The organism is Alteromonas salexigens (assembly GCF_025628895.1).
GTDB lineage: Bacteria > Pseudomonadota > Gammaproteobacteria > Enterobacterales > Alteromonadaceae > Alteromonas > Alteromonas salexigens.
This window is the reverse complement of sequence record NZ_JAOTJC010000008.1, coordinates 114,268-131,833: the sequence shown is the minus strand read 5'-3', so window position 1 is coordinate 131,833 and position 17,566 is coordinate 114,268. Positions and strand designations below refer to the sequence as shown.

The following is a 17,566-nucleotide window of genomic DNA, read 5'->3' as shown; positions in this document are numbered from 1 at the left end:
CCTTGCGTTGCGTACCTTAGCTCACTAATTCGCCAATGACAAGGTCGCGCAATTGATGTTTACGACCCTGACATTGACGATAAGTTCATTATTATTCTACAAAAATACGCGCATTTCTGAACATTCGCATCCACGCGCCATCTTCCTGCCAGTCATCCGGGTGCCAGGAGTTTGCCACTGTGCGGAAGACCCGCTCAGGGTGAGGCATCATGATGGTGCAGCGGCCGTCCTCAGACGTAAGACCCGTGATCCCTTCTGGCGAACCATTTGGGTTGGCGGGATACTGGGTGGTTACCTGGCCGTAATTGTCCACGTAACGCAACGCTACCTGCCGCTGGGCATTCACTGCTGATAAGGCATCTGACGAAGCGAATTCTGCCTGACCTTCACCGTGAGACACTGCGATAGGCATGCGGGAGCCGGCCATCCCCTGTAGCAGCACAGAGTTTGACTCCTGCACTTCTACCATGGCGGCACGGGCTTCAAACCGGGCTGACTGATTAGCCACAAAGTGTGGCCAATGGTCTGTGCCGGGGATCAGTGACTTCAGGTTTGACAGCATCTGGCAGCCATTACAAACCCCCAGGCTGAACGTATCCTGACGGGTAAAGAAGGCCGCAAAGGCATCCCGCGCGCGAGCGTTAAACAAAATCGATTTCGCCCAGCCTTCACCGGCGCCCAGCACGTCGCCATACGAGAAACCACCACAGGCTGCCAGCCCCTGGAAGTCGGCCAGATCGACCCGACCAGCTAATACATCGCTCATATGCACATCAGTGGCTGTGAAACCTGCGCGGCTAAAGGCTGCCGCCATCTCCAGATGCGAGTTAACACCCTGCTCCCGCAAAATAGCCACCGCCGGTTTATGACCTTTGGCAATATAGGGCGCGGCCACATCTTCATTGATATCATAAGTCAGCTTCGCATGCAGCCCCGGGTTGGCCACATCTTTCTTTGCCTCATGTTCGGCATCGGCGCAGGCCGGGTTATCACGCAAACGCTGCATGTGGTGAGTCGTAGATGCCCACTGCATACGCAGGCTCATCCGGCTATCGGCCAGCACGGTGGTACCAGCACGGGTGAATTCGACGTCACCGGTGGTATTCAGCGTACCAATATCGTGGGTCAGTGCTGCCACGCCATGCTCGGTTAGGATCTTGTTCACTGTATCAAGGTCGTCATTGCGTACCTGTAATACGCCACCCAGTTCCTCACTGAATAACACCGCCAGATCATCCTCACCCAACTTATCAAGGGCAATGCTGACGCCGGTATTACCGGCGAATGCCATTTCGGCCACCGTGGTAAACAGGCCACCGTCGGAACGGTCATGGTATGCCTGAACCAAACCTTGAGCCACCAGCGCCTGCACGGCGTTAAAGTAGCCGGCCAGCAGTTCCGGTGCGTCGACGTCGGCAGGCTGGCTGCCCAGTTGCCTAAAGACCTGTGCCACACAACTCCCGCCTAAGCGATTTTTGCCCTGGCCTAAATCAATAAGCAATAGCCGGGTGTCACCGCGGTCGGTGCGCAACTGTGGGGTGACGGTTTTGCGAATATCAGTCACTGCACCAAACGCTGAGATTACCAGTGACAGCGGAGCGGTTACGGATTTGTTGGTGTTGTTTTCATCCTGCCAGGCGGTTTTCATAGACATGGAGTCTTTACCCACCGGGATCGTCAGACCCAGTGCCGGGCACAGCTCTTCCCCGACCGCTTTAACAGCTTCATACAAGCCTGCGTCTTCACCGGGGTGACCGGCAGCCGCCATCCAGTTTGCTGATAACTTGATGCGTTTCAGATCGCCGATGGGGGCGGCGGCAATGTTGGTCAGAGCTTCGCCTACCGCAAGCCGTGCAGAGGCCGCATGTGAAAGCAAGGCGACCGGTGTGCGTTCGCCCATGGCCATTGCTTCACCATGATACGTATCGAAGGCACTGGCGGTCACTGCCACATCAGCCACCGGCACCTGCCACGGGCCAACCATTTGGTCGCGGGCAACCAGACCGGTGACCGAGCGATCGCCAATGGTAATTAAAAAGGTTTTCTCTGCCACGGTAGGCAACGCCAGGATGCGCTTTGCCGCTTCCTGGAGGGATACTCCATCCCGGTCCAGCTCCACCGGTGTAACCTCACCCGAAGTAATATTCCGGTGCATTTTCGGTGGCTTACCTAGCAGGACGTCCAGCGGCATATCAATGGGCTGGTTATCGAAGTTTTCATCGTTAAGTACCAGATCCTGCTCAATGGTGGCTTTACCCACTACAGCGAATGGTGCCCGTTCACGGTGGCAAATGGCTTCAAATACCGGCAAATCTTTATCTGCTACCGACATGACGTAACGCTCCTGCGACTCGTTACACCATAGCTCAAGCGGTGTCATACCCGGCTCATCAGAAAGTACCTTACGCAATTCAAAACGTCCGCCCCGGCCGCCGTCATTCACCAGCTCAGGCAAGGCGTTAGACAGGCCACCCGCGCCCACATCGTGAATAAACTGAATGGGGTTGTCGTCACCCAGTTGCCAGCACGCATCTATCACTTCCTGACAGCGACGCTCCATCTCCGGGTTATCCCGCTGAACCGACGCGAAATCCAGATCTTCATTTGACTGCCCCGTGGTCATCGAGGATGCCGCGCCACCGCCCAGGCCAATGTTCATAGCCGGGCCACCCAATACGATAAGATTGGCGTTTTCGGTGATCTCGCCTTTTTCCACGTGAGACTGACGAATATTCCCCAGGCCACCCGCCAGCATGATGGGTTTATGGTATCCACGCACTTCCACGCCGTTGAAGCTACTGACTTCCTGTTCGTAGGTACGGAAGTAGCCCAGCAAGTTTGGCCGGCCGAATTCATTATTGAACGCAGCGCCACCCAGCGGACCGTCCAGCATAATATCCAGCGCACTGACGATACGCTCAGGTTTGCCATAGGGTGTTTCCCAGGGCTGGAGACCGTCGGGTAACTGCAGGTTAGACACGCTGAACCCTACCAGTCCGGCTTTCGGCTTAGAGCCACGCCCGGTCGCCCCTTCATCGCGTATTTCACCACCCGAACCGGTGGCCGCGCCTGCGAACGGCGAAATAGCTGTCGGGTGGTTATGGGTTTCCACCTTCATCAGAATGGCAATGTCTTCGTGATGGTATTCGTAACGGTGGGTTTGTGGATCAGGGAAAAAACGGCCAGCAGCCCACCCTTCCATGACCGCGGCATTGTCTTTATAGGCAGAATGCACATGATCCGGGCAAAGCTCATAGGTGTTTTTGATCATTTTGAACAGTGACTTGTCCTGCTCTACCCCATCAATGGTCCAGCTGGCATTGAAAATTTTATGCCGGCAGTGCTCAGAATTGGCTTGCGCAAACATATACAGTTCAACATCGTTAGGGTTACGCCCCAACTTAGTGAAACTGTCGAACAGGTAGTCAATCTCGTCCTCTGCCAGGGCCAGCCCCAGGCTGATATTGGCTTTCACCAGCGCCTCGCGGCCCTCATCAAGGATGTTTACCGACGTAAATGTTTTGGGCTCAGCATGCTCAAACAACACTGCCGCTTGGTCAATGTCCGTAAACACGCGTTCGGTCATACGATCATGCAACGCTTCACGCACCTGCTCAGTTTGTGCCTCATTAAGCTCGCCGTCGGTTTCCACATAGTAAGCACAACCGCGCTCAATGCGTATAATGTCATCCAGTCCGCAATTGTGTGCAATGTCGGTGGCTTTGGATGACCAGGGTGAAATTGTACCGGGGCGGGGCGTGATAAAGTACAGGTGGCCTTGTGCCGGCTGGGGCGTGCGGCTGGGTCCGTAAGTAAGCAGCTGGTCTAATACTGACTGATGGTGTTCAGAAAGGTTTTTGCGGGTCTCGACCAAATGAACGTATTCTGCGTATATTTGTTTAACGGGGATGCCGGATTGACCCAGCTTGGAGATCAGTTTAGTTTGATTAAACTCTGACAGTGCGGGAGCGCCTCGTAAGACCAACATAGTGCTTTACCTGGTTGTTTTGAAGCAGTGAATGCATCAGATTGCACCGCCTCGGAGATTGACGAGTATTTCGGCGCGGATTATAGAGGAAATCCGTTGAATTGATAACCGGTATCACCCTGTTGTAACAGTTTTTCTTTCAGACAGAGTGTCGCCAACCCATAAACGTTCCAGGAACCAACATCATCGTGTATTTTCGCCGTAGTCTGACCCTTTTTCTGTGCTTGTTGTTGTTAAGCTGTAGCCCGGCGCCCGTCCCCAATGCCCTCTCACAACTCATCGACCGGCAAGTCTTACGGGTAGGTACGCTGTATGGCCGCACCACCTATTATCATGGACCCGATGGTCCCAAAGGGTTTGAGTATGAGTTGGCGAAAGGGTTTGCCGACTACCTGGGTGTGGAGTTACAGGTCTATCCCTTTTACTCGTACGACACCATGCTTACGCAATTGCAGGACGGAACGTTGGATATCGTGGCCAGCGGGGACGCGGTGACCTCGTCGCTTGAAGATAATTTTGCATTCGGTCCAGCCTACCAGCAGGTAAGTCAGAAACTGGTTTTCCGTCAGGGCAATGAACGTCCGAGAGGACTTGAAGATATTGTCGATCCGTTACTGGTAGTGGAAGGCAGCAGTCATGCACGGCTGCTCTCCTCAGCAGCTGACGCGCATCCGCAGCTCAGCTGGCAGGAAACTGCCGACCGTGATGCCGAAGAACTGCTGCAAATGGTGGCCGAGGGGGAGCTGCCCTATACGCTGGCAGATACCAACCGGCTGGCTATGCAGCGCCGGCGTTTTCCCCAGTTAAGTGTGGGCTTCACCGTGGAAACCCTGCAGCCAATCGCCTGGGCAGTTCAGGGAGCACTGGATGACTCACTGCGGGCGGCCCTGATTGAATATTTTGGCAGTATCCATCAGAACGGCACCTTTAAAGTGCTGGAAGATAAATATTTTGGCCACGTCCGTCAGTTCGATTACGTGGACACCCGGGCCTTTATTGAGGCCGCCAAAGCCAAACTACCCGAGTACAAAAGCTGGTTTCAGGAGTATGCCGGTGAGCATGACTGGCGTTTACTGGCGGCAATGAGCTACCAGGAAAGTCACTGGAAACCGGAGGCGGTATCGCCTACCGGCGTGCGCGGCCTGATGATGCTGACGCTGGATACTGCCAAAGATATGGATGTTATGTCACGGGTGGATGCCGAAGCCAGTATTCGCGGCGGTGCCCGTTACTTCGCCAGTTTACTCAGTCGCATTCCGGCCCGGATCCCGAATCCGGACAAAACCTGGATGGCGCTGGCAGCCTACAACATCGGTATGGGTCATCTGGAAGATGCCCGGGTACTCACCGAGCGTCAAGGCGGCGATCCGGACCTGTGGGTGGACGTGAAGCAACGCCTGCCGTTATTACGCCAGAAGAAGTATTATCGCACCACCAAATATGGTTACGCCCGTGGCGATGAGGCCCTGCAATATGTAGAAAATATCCGGCGGTACTACGATACTCTGGTATGGCTAGATGAACGACAGCCAACCCCGCTCTAATGGCCATGACCGCCTAATCAGCGTGGTCAGAAACAATCAGTTTAGAAACCTGACCACCTGGCGGATTTTTTTGTCTGTTTTGTCGCCTGCACACTTGAAAACTGTCATATTAGCGTCATCTTAGCAACATACCGTATGGGATGGATGGCCGCGTAGAACAAACGCAATCAGGCGTTGTCTTACGAAGGTAGCCTGGATCATCCCTACCCTGCTCCCTGACTTTCTTTTTCTTTACTAAGACAGGAGGGTAACAATGAAAAAGAACCGATTTTTGAGAAAAGGAAGAACCTTGAAAAACAATAATCGCAGACGCCTGATGCTTAAACGGGCACACCAAAAAGTACTGAAACGTCGCAAGATGTACAGCAATTATGAGATGTTTACTGATCTGGCCCGGGTGTCATAGTCTGCGCCCGCCTGGCCTTTTTGGCTGCTTTAATTTCCGCCCGACGACGCTGAAAAAAACGCGATAATTTCTCTCCGCACGGCTGCGCCAGCACGCCACCCTGCACTTCCACCTGATGATTTAACGAGGGATGCTGCGTAAGGTTCATGACTGAGCCAGCTGCCCCGGTCTTTTCATCGTACGCCCCGAATACCACCCGCTTTATTCTGGCATGAACCAGTAAACCGGCACACATTGGGCACGGCTCAAGGGTCACATATAACGTTGCATCCACTACCCGGTAGTTCTGAACGTGACGCGCCGCCGCGCGCAGTGCATTCATTTCGGCATGGGCAGACGGATCGTGTTCAGTGATTGGCGTGTTCCAGCCTTCGCCGATCACAGTGTCACCGCTAACGACCACGGCACCAACCGGCACCTCGTTCAGGGCTTCGGCATTGTCTGCCAGGGTAAGCGCATGCTGCATCCAGCGGAGGTCAGTATCAGAGGGGGCTAAATTCATATGGCGAAAACGGCTACTAAGGTGGTCAGTTTAACTAAATGCACTGACAGTGTCTCGCGGTGATATCTGCAACATTTTGAAATACAAAACAATTTATTATTGGCTATGGATTTGCTTAGTATAGTGCAATGCGGCGTTACTGTCGTACACAAGCGTAAGTATACCCGAATGGCCAGTGTGGTGTTAGCCATGTAAAAAATAAGGCTAACCCTGCATTTAACCATTACACTTATTGTTATTCATTGCCAAGAAGGAATTCGTTATGCCTATCAACCTGACTGCCGTTGCTATTATCGCGATTTGTGGCTGGGTCATCGTCCAGATTATCCAGGCGGCCAAAAGCAAGCCAAGCGGAATGGGCAAAGCCGAAAAAGCAGAACTGGAGCAGCAAATTGAACAGCTGAAAGAACGGGTAGCAACACTCGAAAAAATTGTCACTGATGACAGTTACGAGCTGAAAAAGAAATTTAAAGATTTAGAAAAAGACCGCGTGGCTTAATTTATCTGCATAAGGCAGTCGCCTAGTTGCCGGATTCAGCCACCTTCCAGTAAAAAGCGTTCGGCCCGCTCCACCCGCCGGGGTTTTCCTGCAATCACCAGCACGTCGCCACTTTGCAGGCTGGCGCTACCGTCAGGTTCCGCCACTTCGGTACCGGCTCGGCGCAGCCCTTTTATTTTCACCCGCATGCTTTGCAAATCCAGTTCTTCCAGAGTTTTACCCAGGCAGTAAGCCCGGTTGTTAAGCACCACCGCGTGAATGAATTCCAGTTTATCTTCGGTACCATAGCTTATTTGTGTGGTCTCACCTGGATAAAAGCCGTGCAGATGATCATACCGTCCTTTTCGCTCTGCCCGTACCCGCTTAAGAATTCGCGACATAGGTACACCGGCATAGTGCAGTACCTGGGAAATCAGCATCAGGCTTCCCTCCTGCAATTCCGGCACCACCTGAGAGGCCCCGGCCTTGTATAAGGCTTCCAGTTGATAATCCCGCTTGGTGCGCACCATCACTTCAATGTTGTCACGTATCTGCCGGGAGGCGTCGATGACCTGCTCGGCTTTGTAGGGTTGATCAAACGTCACCAGCATCAGTTTCGCGCGACTCAGACCGGCATTGAGCAGAATGTCTTTTTGACTGGCATCGCCGAACAAAATGGGCTCGCCGGCATTGCGGCTTTCAAAAACCCGCACCGGGTCGCCATCAATGGCGATAAACGGGATCCCCTCCATTTTCAGCATTTTTGCTACCGACTGCCCTACCCGTCCAAACCCGGCAATCACCACATGGTCAGACAGCAGCTCTTTTGAATAACTGCCCGGCTCGTCCTCCTCAATGTGGGGTTGGCGAACCAACAACTGGGCAGCCGTCAGACTTTTATCTATCAGCCAGGGAGTGAGCGCCATACTAATGACCCCCATACTGACCAGCACTGACGACTGCTGAGAGGTGATCACACCATGGGTAGTGGCCAGCGACGCAATAACAAAGCTGAACTCGCCAATCTGACAGAGTTTAAACCCCGCAGACCAGGCATCTACCGGGTCGCACTTGAAGAACATGGCAGCCAGACGCACCAACACCACTTTTGCCGCCATTAACAACAGTACACCACCGATGATCCAGTGGCCGCTTTGCCACAGCACCTGTAAGTCGAGCTGCATCCCCACAGTAACAAAGAACAAGCCCATGAGAATATCCCGGAAAGGCCGGATATCGGCTTCAAGCTGATAGCGATACTGACTTTCCCCAAGCATCATCCCGGCCAGAAATGCCCCCAGTGCCATAGACAGGCCAGACACATAGGTCAGCCCGGCGGCCAACAGCGACACTAATATGGTGGTAAGCACAAACAGTTCGTCGGTGCGGGTCCGGGCCACTTCGCGGAATACCCATGGCAGTATCCACTTACCAATGGACAGCAATAACGCAATAACCAGCACACCCTTTAGTAACGCGCCTGCCAGCAGACTGACCACACTGACGTCTTCAGAACCGGACAACAAAGGAATTGCGATCAAAAACGGCACCACGGCCAGATCCTGAAATAGCAGAATACTGATAGCCAGTTGTGTTCGACGGTTGTTAATAATGCCGCTTTCCGTGACCTGTTTGATCACGATGGCGGTGGAACTCAGCGCAATTGCGCCTCCTATCACGATGGAGGCTGCCATTGATAAATCTAACAGCCAATAGGGCAACAGTGAAAAGACCAGCGTGGTCAGCACCATTTGCCCCAGCCCCACCCCGAATACCAGGCTGCGCATCGCCATAAGTTTGGGTAACGAGAACTCCAGGCCTAGTGAGAACAACAGAAACACAATGCCGATTTCCGCCAGCAGATGCATTTCTTCCGGGTGCGTAAACAATGAGAGTAATTGCGGCCCAGCCAGTACACCAGCGAACAGATAAGCCAGAATAGGTGGTAGATGAAAGCGCTTGAACAGCCCCACACAAATCACTGCCAGCAGCATGAGTACGACTATTTGAACGAAACCACTGCCTATCACACGCTCTCCTTTCCATTACAGGCATACATATTGCTTTAAGTCAGTTGTTTACGCGCGATGTGTCAATTATTTACCGCCTCGCGCCAACACCGACCACCATGTTGATTTTGAGCTAACACTAAGGGTACGACCATGGATTTCACTACTACTATCTACGATAGCACAGTCCATGACAATTATTATGCGCCAGCCGATGCCGGCTCCCCCATACCGGCTACTCAGCTCAACGCATTTATCAACCAGTTATTGTCTACCATCGACCTCGATACCCTTGGCGCCGTGTATTTCCGGCAGCTCAGTCAGATTACCGGCGTGGCCAGCTTGTGTATAACCGATTATGCAAGACAACTGGTGTTTGGTGAACATACCCATAGTCGCAGCGTCGGCATAGAATTGCCTTTGGTGGGCAGACTCTCCGGACTGCCAGACCAGCCAAAAAGTGTGTATTACACCTTTAATAAAGAGCCTGGCTCCTCTGTCAGAGCCAGGCTGGCACAGCTGCATCAGTTGTTTACCCCCCAGCTGCGCCACGCAGTGGAGTATGCCAGGCTGAGAACACTGGCCACCAAGGACTCACTGACCGGGCTCGGTAACCGTAATGGCTTTAACGATGCTTATTCCCGTCTTATATGCCGCGCTCAGCGTCACATGCAATCATTTGGTTTGCTGGTCATTGATTTGGATAACTTTAAAGCCATTAACGACTCCCGGGGTCATCGTGAAGGAGACAGTGTGCTGATTGACGTGGCCAGCCAGATCTCACAGTCGCTGCGGGGCGAAGATGAAGCATTCCGCTTCGGTGGCGATGAATTTTGCTGTTTACTGGATTGCCAGAGCGGCGAGCACTTAAAAGCGGCGGCCATTCGTCTGCGGGAGCGGATCCGCACATCAGCCTTACTAAGTCGTCACAATGTGACGGTAAGTGTGGGTGGGGCGAATTACCGTGATAACGATGATATGAATGCGTTGTTTGATCGCGCCGATAAAGCACTTTATAAAGCCAAAGCCGGCGGCAAAAACGCTTACCAGGCTGCTTAATATCTGCTTGCCGGGGCGGCAAGACGTTGCCAGTTATACCCGCTTTATTACGACTTCATCTGGAATTCCCGCAAGTACAAGCAAATTATTCGGATAAACACAGGCCATGGCCTGCTCCTCCCGATACACTATTGCCACAGGATTACGCCCCCACGGCGGCACGCCCCATTGTTTAAACCACTGTTTGAGCGGCTTACTATGCCCGGTATGGGCTGGCGTTATACGGTAGCTTAACGTCACCGGCTGCAACGTCCAGTTGCCGGGTTTAGCAAAGTTATCGGTCACCGTGATAGTGAGGTCCAGTGCGGCTAACCAAACCGGCTGATTAATTGGAAGTGTTTGTTCTTCTAATGTGGCCACACGCTCCTCACCCGGCACCCAGTACAAGGCCTCACGGAAGCGACGCAGGGAAACGTTACCCAATGTCACCTTAGGCGCTGCATCCTGCTGCGCATTTAGCATATCGAGAATTTCCTGCAGCTGGCGCTGAGACGGCATATTGTGGCTATGCAGCATAAACCATTGCCGCACAATAGCGCGCTGCCAGGGCGCACTGAATTCGCTGAGCTTAGTCACTGATAAGCGGTGGGTGTCCAGCATGACGGCATTCAGACGCTGACTGGCTTCTTTCTCTAACAGTGCCGTTTGTTCTGCACACAGCGATGCGCTGCGGGAAACGGTACTTGCCAGCGCAGGCCAGCGGGCAGTGAGCAGCGGTAAAACACGGTGACGCAAGAAGTTGCGATCATACTGCTCATCAAAATTCGATTCATCGTGTATATATGGCAGTGACAAATCACTGGCACACTGTTCCACCTCACGCCGACTGACGCTCAGCATGGGCCTGAGAATAGTAGTTGTGCCCCGCACATAACAGGCAGGCATTCCCGATAACCCCTGCGGCCCAGCCCCGCGCTTAAGCTGCAGTAATACGGTTTCCAGTTGATCATCCTGATGCTGACCCAACAGCAACACGCCATCGTGGTCACGGCAGAAAGCGGTAAGCGCCGCATAACGGGCCTCTCTGGCAGCAGCTTCGGTGCTTACTTGCTTGCCGGTGGCAACTTGTACGGTGAGGGGTGTGAAAGGTATGGCTAATTGTTGGCAAAGCTTAAGACAATGCTGTTGCCACTGGCCGGCGTTGGGGCTGAGTCCGTGGTTCACATAGCAGGCTGTGAGCGGGTAGCCGGTTTGCTGAGCAAACTGGTGTGCCGCATAAAGCAGGACAGTAGAGTCTATCCCGCCCGAGAAGCCAACGACCAGGGTCTGGGAGGCGTTTATGTTGGCTTCAGCAAGCAGCTCGGCTAACGACGCACCAACTGTATTAACAACAGCGTGGGTCATGATGCGTCGTTACCTGGAAGTGCACAATCAGCAGTAACCGAACGACATAATGCGCTCGTATCGTTCTTCCATCAGGGTGTCGATATCGAGGCTTTGCAGCTGGCTTAACTGTTGTTTAATAGTGGCTTTCAGATTTGCCGCCATACCATCGTGATCGCGATGCGCGCCGCCGAGAGGCTCTTCAACAATGGCATTAATCAGCCCCAGCTCTTTGATTTTAGGCGCACTTACACCCATCGCTTCGGCTGCCTGTGGTGCCTTTTCGGCGCTCTTCCACAGAATTGACGCACAGCCTTCCGGTGAAATAACCGAATAGGTGGAGTATTGCAGCATGTTCACCCGATCACCCACACCAATGGCCAGCGCGCCGCCTGAGCCGCCTTCACCTATTACCGTGCACACGATAGGGACGCGGATTTCAGCCATTTCGAATAAGTTGCGGGCAATGGCTTCACTCTGACCACGTTCTTCCGCACCTACACCCGGATAAGCTCCCGGCGTGTCAATCAGGGTGACGATAGGCAGGTTAAAGCGTTCCGCCATCTTCATCAGGCGTAATGCTTTGCGGTAGCCCTCAGGCTTAGGCATGCCGAAATTACGTTTGATTTTTTCGTGAGTATCCCGGCCTTTCTGGTGGCCAATCAGCATAATAGGCTGATCGTCCAGCATGGCCAGGCCGCCGACAATAGCTTTGTCATCGGCATAGGCACGATCACCGGCCAGCTCATCAAAATCCGTAAAGATCCGGCCTACATAATCCAGTGTATAGGGCCGCATAGGATGGCGGGCCAGTTGTGAAACCTGCCAGGCGCCCAGGTCGGAGAAAATCTTACGGGTCAGATCCCCGCTTTTGCTGCGCAGGCGATTGATTTCTTCTTCAATCCCTACATCAAATTCACCGCCCTGGTTTACCAGCCGTAGCTCTTCAATTTTTGCTTCTAATTCGGCAATCGGCTGTTCGAAATCCAAAAACTGTATACTCATTCTGTGTCCTATTATACCTACCCTCGTCGGCAGAATTGCGACCTAGTGATAGTGAATTCTGACTGCATCCTCGCCCAAACACTGCTTAAGATCGTGCAATAGCTGATCTTCCGGTGTTACATACCACTGTGCGCCGCACGCCAGTGTCACCTCAGCATCCGGGTGAGTGACTTCAATTTGTACCGGGCAACTTCCGCCATTGAATGACTGCAGTATAGACTGTAGTGATGTCATCGACTTTTCATTCCATTGCGCGGTGTTAACCTGTAATGACAGCGCTTTCGCGTTTTTCTCCCGCGCCTGAATAATATCCATGACATCTCGGGCGGTGATTGTATTGCCCCCTGAGAATTCATCAAAGCTGACCTGTCCTCTAATGAGCAAAATTCGGTCAGATTCGAGAATACTCTCGAATTGTTCATACATATCCGGGAAAAAGCGTACATCCATTCTGGCGCTTTTATCGTCTAATGTCACGATTGCCCAACGTCGGCCCCGTTTATTCGTCATTACGCGAACGCCCAGTACCAGACCGACTGCCGTAGCTGTCTGCTCGCGACCCGTCGGCTTCAGATCGACCAGACGGCCATCAGAGTAATGGCGTATTTCGTCTGCGTACTGATTAATCGGGTGGCCGGTCAGATAGAGCCCCAGGGTATCTTTCTCCCCTTCCAGCCATACTTTTTCCGGCCATGGCGGCACGTCGGCAAAGGCTTGCTGTACTTCTTCCGGCTCGGTGGTCAATAAGCCGAACATATCCGACTGACCAAATGACTCTGCTTTGGCATGTTGTCCGGCGGCGGCAATCGCTTCTGGCAAGGTTGCCATTAGCGCTGCCCGATGGGGTCCCAGGTTATCCATCGCCCCGGCCAGCACCAGCTTTTCCAGAACCCGTTTATTTACCCGTTTGACATCCACTTTAGCACAAAAATCAAACAAGTCCGAAAAGGTTCCATGGGTCTCTCTGGCCTCAATAATGGCTTCTATCGGACCTTCACCCACGCCTTTAATCGCACCGATCCCATAGACGATTCGTCCCTGTTCATCCACGGTAAACTTATGCTTACCGGTGTTCAGGTCCGGTGGCAGTATTTCCAGGCCCATGCGCCCGACTTCATCCACCAGCGTAACAATTTTATCGGTGTTATCCATATCAGCGGACATAACCGCCGCCATGAATTCTGCCGGATAATGCACCTTCAGCCACAAGGTCTGGTAAGACACCAACGCGTACGCGGCCGAGTGCGATTTGTTAAACCCGTAGCCGGCAAATTTTTCTACCAGATCAAAGATTTTCATCGCCAAATCAGGGTCAATGTTATTTTCTTTCGACCCTTCAGCGAACACCGCCCGCTGCTTTTCCATCTCTTCGGGTTTCTTCTTACCCATTGCGCGGCGCAGCAAGTCAGCGCCACCCAGCGAGTACCCGGCCATTTCCTGAGCAATCTGCATGACCTGTTCCTGGTACAAAATAATACCGTAGGTAGGTTCCAGGATTTCTTTCAGGCATTCGTGCTGATAATTGGCGTCGGGATACGAGATTTCCTCGCGGCCGTGCTTACGATCGATGAAGTTATCCACCATGCCCGATTGCAACGGCCCCGGACGGAACAAAGCCACCAGTGCGATGATATCTTCGAAACAGTCTGGTTTAAGGCGTTTGATCAGCTCTTTCATACCCCGTGATTCCAGCTGGAATACGGCGGTGGTTTCTGCTGCCTGTAAGGAGCGGAAACTGCGCTTATCTTCTAACGGAATAGCGGTGATATCAATTTCTTTGCCCTGCCCTTCCTTGACCATATCCAGTGCCCACTGAATGATGGTCAGGGTACGCAAGCCAAGAAAGTCGAATTTAACCAGCCCGGCCGTTTCCACATCGTTTTTATCAAACTGGGTAACCGGGTTATTACCTTCGTCGTCACAATACAACGGGGCGAAATCGGTAATGGTAGTAGGCGCAATGACCACGCCCCCGGCGTGCTTACCGGCGTTGCGGGTAACGCCTTCAAGAATGCGCGCCATGTCGATGAGATCTTTGACTTCCTCATCGTCGTTATACAGTTCTGGCAGACGGGGCTCGGCTTCAAAAGCTTTGCCCAGCGTCATACCCGGATCCGGCGGGATCAGTTTGGAAATACGATCCACAAAGCCGTAGGGGTGACCCAGCACCCGTCCCACGTCACGCACCACGGCTTTCGCCGCCATGGTGCCAAAGGTAATTATTTGCGAGACCGCTTGCCGTCCGTATAACTCGGCGACGTGATCAATCACCTCGTCCCGGCGATCCATACAGAAGTCTACGTCGAAGTCGGGCATAGATACCCGCTCCGGATTCAGGAAACGTTCGAAAAGCAGATCAAATTCAAGGGGATCCAGATCGGTAATTTTGAGTGCATAGGCCACCAGTGAACCCGCACCGGAGCCCCGTCCCGGTCCTACGGGGATCCCGTTGTCTTTACTCCACTGAATAAATTCCATGACGATCAGGAAGTAACCGGGGAACCCCATCTGGTTAATCACTTCCAGTTCAATTTTAAGCCGCTCATCATAACCCGGCCGTTTAGCTGCGCGTTCCTGCTCATCGGGGAATAAGAAGGCCAGACGCTCTTCCAAACCTTCTTCTGAGACCTTCACCAGAAAGTCTTCAGTGGTCATGCCGCCGGTGGGAAACTGAGGTAGAAAATACTCGCCCAGTCTGACCGTCACGTTGCAGCGCTTGGCAATTTCGACGGTGTTCTCGATGGCTTCCGGAATGTCACTAAACAGCTCCAGCATCTCGTCAGCGCTACGCAAGTACTGCTGATCGCTGTAACGTTTCGGACGGCGGGGATCGTCCATGGTATAGCCATCGTGAATACATACCCGAATTTCGTGGGCATCGTATCCTTCCGGCTCCAGGAAGCACACTTCGTTGGTAGCCACTACCGGCAATTCACGTTGCTCGGCCAGCTCAACAGCATGGTGTAAATAGTCTTCTTCGCCAGGCCGCCCAGTGCGCTGCAATTCAAGGTAAAAACGTTCAGGAAAGTGTGCCTGATAAAAGGCCAGCGAGTCTTCCAGCAAACGGGCATTGTTTTTAACCAGCGCAACGCCTACATCACCATGCATACCGCCTGATATCACAATCACGCCTTCCGCGTGTTCTGCCAGCCAGGCCTGATCGATGGCCGGACGGTGGCAAACGTGCCCGCGTAAATACGCTTTAGAGATCAGCAGTGTGATGTTCTTATAGCCATCATTATTCATGGCCAGCAGAGTCAGCCGGAACGGCTCGTCGGCAAAGGCTTCGTTAATTACCCAGAAGTCAGTACCGATAATGGGTTTGATACCCCGCGCCTGTGCTTCGGAGTAGAACTTCACCAACCCGCACATATTCATCTGGTCGGTAATAGCCACGGCGGGCATACCCAGCTCTTCCACTTTTGACAGAATGGGCTTGGTTTTATTCAGCCCGTCCATCATGGAGTAGTCACTGTGCACACGTAAGTGAATAAACGGCGACGTCATGTCTTATAGCACTCTTTTAATCAGGTTATTTCGCTGCCAGTGCAGCCTGTACGGGTTTGAAACTTTGTCGATAACACGGTAACACACCATAGGTTTCCAACGCAGCGAAATGTGCTTTTGTCGGATAGCCTTTGTGGGCCGCAAAGCCGTAATCCGGGTATTGGGTATGCAACTCCAGCATATCGGTGTCACGTTCGACTTTTGCCAGGATTGACGCCGCTGAAATTTCCGCGTGCAGGTTATCCCCTTTCACAACAGCCTCTGCCGCATACGGCCAGTCCGGGAGCCGGTTCCCATCAACTCTGACAAAGTCAGGCTGGATAGCCAGTCCCGCGACCGCGCGGGTCATGGCCAACATGGTGGCATGCAAGATATTCAGCTGGTCTATTTCCTGCGGCGTGGCTCGCCCAATCGCCCAGCACAGCGCATCACGTTTAATAATTTCGGCAAATTGCTGACGCTTTTTTTCCGACAACTTTTTTGAATCGGTCAACCCTTCGATGGGCCGGGCCGGGTCGAGGATCACGGCCGCAGTGACCACATCACCTACCAGCGGTCCTCTGCCGACTTCATCCACACCGGCGATATGATTAGTCATGAATTTCTCCCAATACTGCCTGGGCAGACATTTTGTCAGCATCACACTTTAATGTGCTGTGTATTTCGGTAAATGTGGCCATTAGCGCAGAGTTATCCTGCCGGTAGAACCGCAATACCTGCTCACTCAAGGTGATGGGGTTTACGTCTTCCTGCAGCAGTTCTGGGATTAACTCTGCATTGGCCAGCAAATTCGGCAAGGTAAAATAAGGGGCTTTGTACAACCACTGCATCATCCGGTAAGTCATTGGCGCCAGTTTATAGGCTGCCACCATCGGGCGTTTACATAACATAGCTTCCAGCGTGGCCGTACCCGACGCCAGCAGGATAACGTCACTGGCGATCATCGCTTCACGCGCATGCCCGTTTACAACGACTACCGACGCTCTGGGCAACGTCTCATCACAGTGGTTGTCCAGGAACGCATTGATTTCATCGAACCGGAAGTCGTTGGCCGCAGGAATAACGAATTGGCTGTCGGAGACCTGTTGCCGGATAGTTCTCATGGTGTCAGTAAATACCGGTAACAGATTCGCCACCTCGCCACGCCGGGAGCCTGGTAATACGGCAAAAACCGGTTTATCCGTTGCCAGCAACAGGGTGTCGCGGGCAGCGGTCTGATCCGGTTTAAGCGGAATGGCATCGGCCATAGTATGGCCCACAAAGGTGTAGGGTACCTGGTACTTGTCGTACACTTCCTGTTCGAACGGAAACAAGCCCAGCACCCGGTCTACTGCCGCTTTAATTTTATGGATCCGCTTTTCCCGCCATGCCCACACCGTGGGGCTGACGTAATGGACGGTTCTGATCCCCCGGGCCTTGAGCGCCTTTTCCATTCGCAGGTTAAAATCTGGTGCATCCACGCCTACAAAGACATCGGGGGGATTGGCTTCAAAATGTGCCAGCAGCGCTTTTTTTACTTTAAGAATAGCCGGGAGATGAGCAAGCACTTCTACCAGACCCATTACTGACAGCGTTTCCATATCGAACAGCGAGTGACAGCCGGCGGCCTGCATCTGGGTGCCCCCTATACCTTCAATGATGGCATCTGGGTGCTGACGTTTGATTTCGGCAATCATGCCGGCTGCGAGCACATCACCCGACGGCTCACCGGCCACTATGCCAATGCGGATCGGGCGAGAGGTCAT

The 17,566-nt window shown here is 53.1% G+C and carries 11 protein-coding genes; 3 read left to right on the top strand and 8 right to left on the bottom strand.

Annotated elements, in window-relative coordinates:
- Positions 1 to 91 precede the first annotated feature (91 nt).
- Positions 92 to 3,988, bottom strand: coding sequence for a phosphoribosylformylglycinamidine synthase (gene purL / locus OCL06_RS10095; protein WP_262994126.1), 3,897 nt, complete (start codon positions 3,986 to 3,988; stop codon positions 92 to 94).
- A 188-nt stretch (positions 3,989 to 4,176) separates the two neighbouring features.
- On the opposite strand from purL, the gene mltF reads away from it, so the two are divergent.
- Positions 4,177 to 5,532, top strand: a complete 1,356-nt coding sequence (gene mltF / locus OCL06_RS10090; protein WP_262994124.1) for a membrane-bound lytic murein transglycosylase MltF — start codon at positions 4,177 to 4,179, stop codon at positions 5,530 to 5,532.
- Positions 5,533 to 5,912: 380 nt separating this feature from the next.
- On the opposite strand, the gene tadA is transcribed toward mltF, so the two are convergent.
- Positions 5,913 to 6,440 carry a tRNA adenosine(34) deaminase TadA gene (gene tadA / locus OCL06_RS10085; protein WP_262994122.1) on the bottom strand — a complete coding sequence of 176 codons (528 nt, stop codon included), beginning with the start codon at positions 6,438 to 6,440 and terminating at the stop codon, positions 5,913 to 5,915.
- Between the two features lie 262 nt (positions 6,441 to 6,702).
- Here tadA and OCL06_RS10080 point away from each other — a divergent pair, with 262 nt between their 5' ends.
- Positions 6,703 to 6,939: a hypothetical protein gene (locus OCL06_RS10080; RefSeq protein ID WP_308446010.1), complete on the top strand. Its 237-nt coding sequence runs from the start codon at positions 6,703 to 6,705 to the stop codon at positions 6,937 to 6,939.
- A 35-nt stretch (positions 6,940 to 6,974) separates the two neighbouring features.
- Here the strand turns inward: OCL06_RS10080 and OCL06_RS10075 are convergent, their stop codons facing one another.
- Entirely contained in the window at positions 6,975 to 8,912 is a 1,938-nt protein-coding gene (locus OCL06_RS10075; RefSeq protein ID WP_373318481.1) for a monovalent cation:proton antiporter family protein, read from the bottom strand.
- 168 nt (positions 8,913 to 9,080) lie between these two features.
- Between OCL06_RS10075 and OCL06_RS10070 the strand changes: the two genes are divergently transcribed.
- Entirely contained in the window at positions 9,081 to 9,986 is a 906-nt protein-coding gene (locus OCL06_RS10070; RefSeq protein ID WP_262994120.1) for a GGDEF domain-containing protein, read from the top strand.
- Positions 9,987 to 10,019: 33 nt separating this feature from the next.
- Here OCL06_RS10070 and tilS read toward each other — a convergent pair whose 3' ends face one another.
- The 5 genes from tilS to lpxB are packed head-to-tail and all read right to left on the bottom strand — an operon-like array spanning position 10,020 to position 17,566.
- Complete coding sequence (tilS, locus tag OCL06_RS10065; protein WP_262994118.1) at positions 10,020 to 11,330, bottom strand: tRNA lysidine(34) synthetase TilS; 1,311 nt, start codon at positions 11,328 to 11,330, stop codon at positions 10,020 to 10,022.
- A 27-nt stretch (positions 11,331 to 11,357) separates the two neighbouring features.
- The gene (gene accA, locus OCL06_RS10060) at positions 11,358 to 12,314 is read right to left on the bottom strand and encodes an acetyl-CoA carboxylase carboxyl transferase subunit alpha (RefSeq protein ID WP_262994116.1); all 957 of its coding nucleotides are present in this window, start codon (positions 12,312 to 12,314) and stop codon (positions 11,358 to 11,360) included.
- 42 nt (positions 12,315 to 12,356) lie between these two features.
- Positions 12,357 to 15,821: a DNA polymerase III subunit alpha gene (gene dnaE, locus OCL06_RS10055; protein WP_262994114.1), complete on the bottom strand. Its 3,465-nt coding sequence runs from the start codon at positions 15,819 to 15,821 to the stop codon at positions 12,357 to 12,359.
- Positions 15,822 to 15,846: 25 nt separating this feature from the next.
- Positions 15,847 to 16,419 (bottom strand): ribonuclease HII, encoded by a 573-nt coding sequence (gene rnhB, locus OCL06_RS10050; protein WP_262994112.1) that lies wholly within the window; start codon positions 16,417 to 16,419, stop codon positions 15,847 to 15,849.
- Complete coding sequence (lpxB, locus tag OCL06_RS10045) at positions 16,412 to 17,566, bottom strand: lipid-A-disaccharide synthase (RefSeq protein WP_262994110.1); 1,155 nt, start codon at positions 17,564 to 17,566, stop codon at positions 16,412 to 16,414. The genes rnhB and lpxB overlap by 8 nt, the downstream gene beginning before the upstream one ends.

What these genes read in the sequence shown, in the direction of transcription:
- tadA (WP_262994122.1), bottom strand. Translation starts at nt 6,440, where the DNA reads ATGAATTTAGCCCCCTCTGATACTGACCTCCGCTGGATGCAGCATGCG.
- OCL06_RS10075 (WP_373318481.1), bottom strand. Translation starts at nt 8,912, where the DNA reads ATGCTGCTGGCAGTGATTTGTGTGGGGCTGTTCAAGCGCTTTCATCTA.
- rnhB (WP_262994112.1), bottom strand. Translation starts at nt 16,419, where the DNA reads ATGACTAATCATATCGCCGGTGTGGATGAAGTCGGCAGAGGACCGCTG.
- OCL06_RS10080 (WP_308446010.1), top strand. Translation starts at nt 6,703, where the DNA reads ATGCCTATCAACCTGACTGCCGTTGCTATTATCGCGATTTGTGGCTGG.
- OCL06_RS10070 (WP_262994120.1), top strand. Translation starts at nt 9,081, where the DNA reads ATGGATTTCACTACTACTATCTACGATAGCACAGTCCATGACAATTAT.
- dnaE (WP_262994114.1), bottom strand. Translation starts at nt 15,821, where the DNA reads ATGACGTCGCCGTTTATTCACTTACGTGTGCACAGTGACTACTCCATG.
- lpxB (WP_262994110.1), bottom strand. Translation starts at nt 17,566, where the DNA reads ATGACCTCTCGCCCGATCCGCATTGGCATAGTGGCCGGTGAGCCGTCG.
- accA (WP_262994116.1), bottom strand. Translation starts at nt 12,314, where the DNA reads ATGAGTATACAGTTTTTGGATTTCGAACAGCCGATTGCCGAATTAGAA.
- purL (WP_262994126.1), bottom strand. Translation starts at nt 3,988, where the DNA reads ATGTTGGTCTTACGAGGCGCTCCCGCACTGTCAGAGTTTAATCAAACT.
- tilS (WP_262994118.1), bottom strand. Translation starts at nt 11,330, where the DNA reads ATGACCCACGCTGTTGTTAATACAGTTGGTGCGTCGTTAGCCGAGCTG.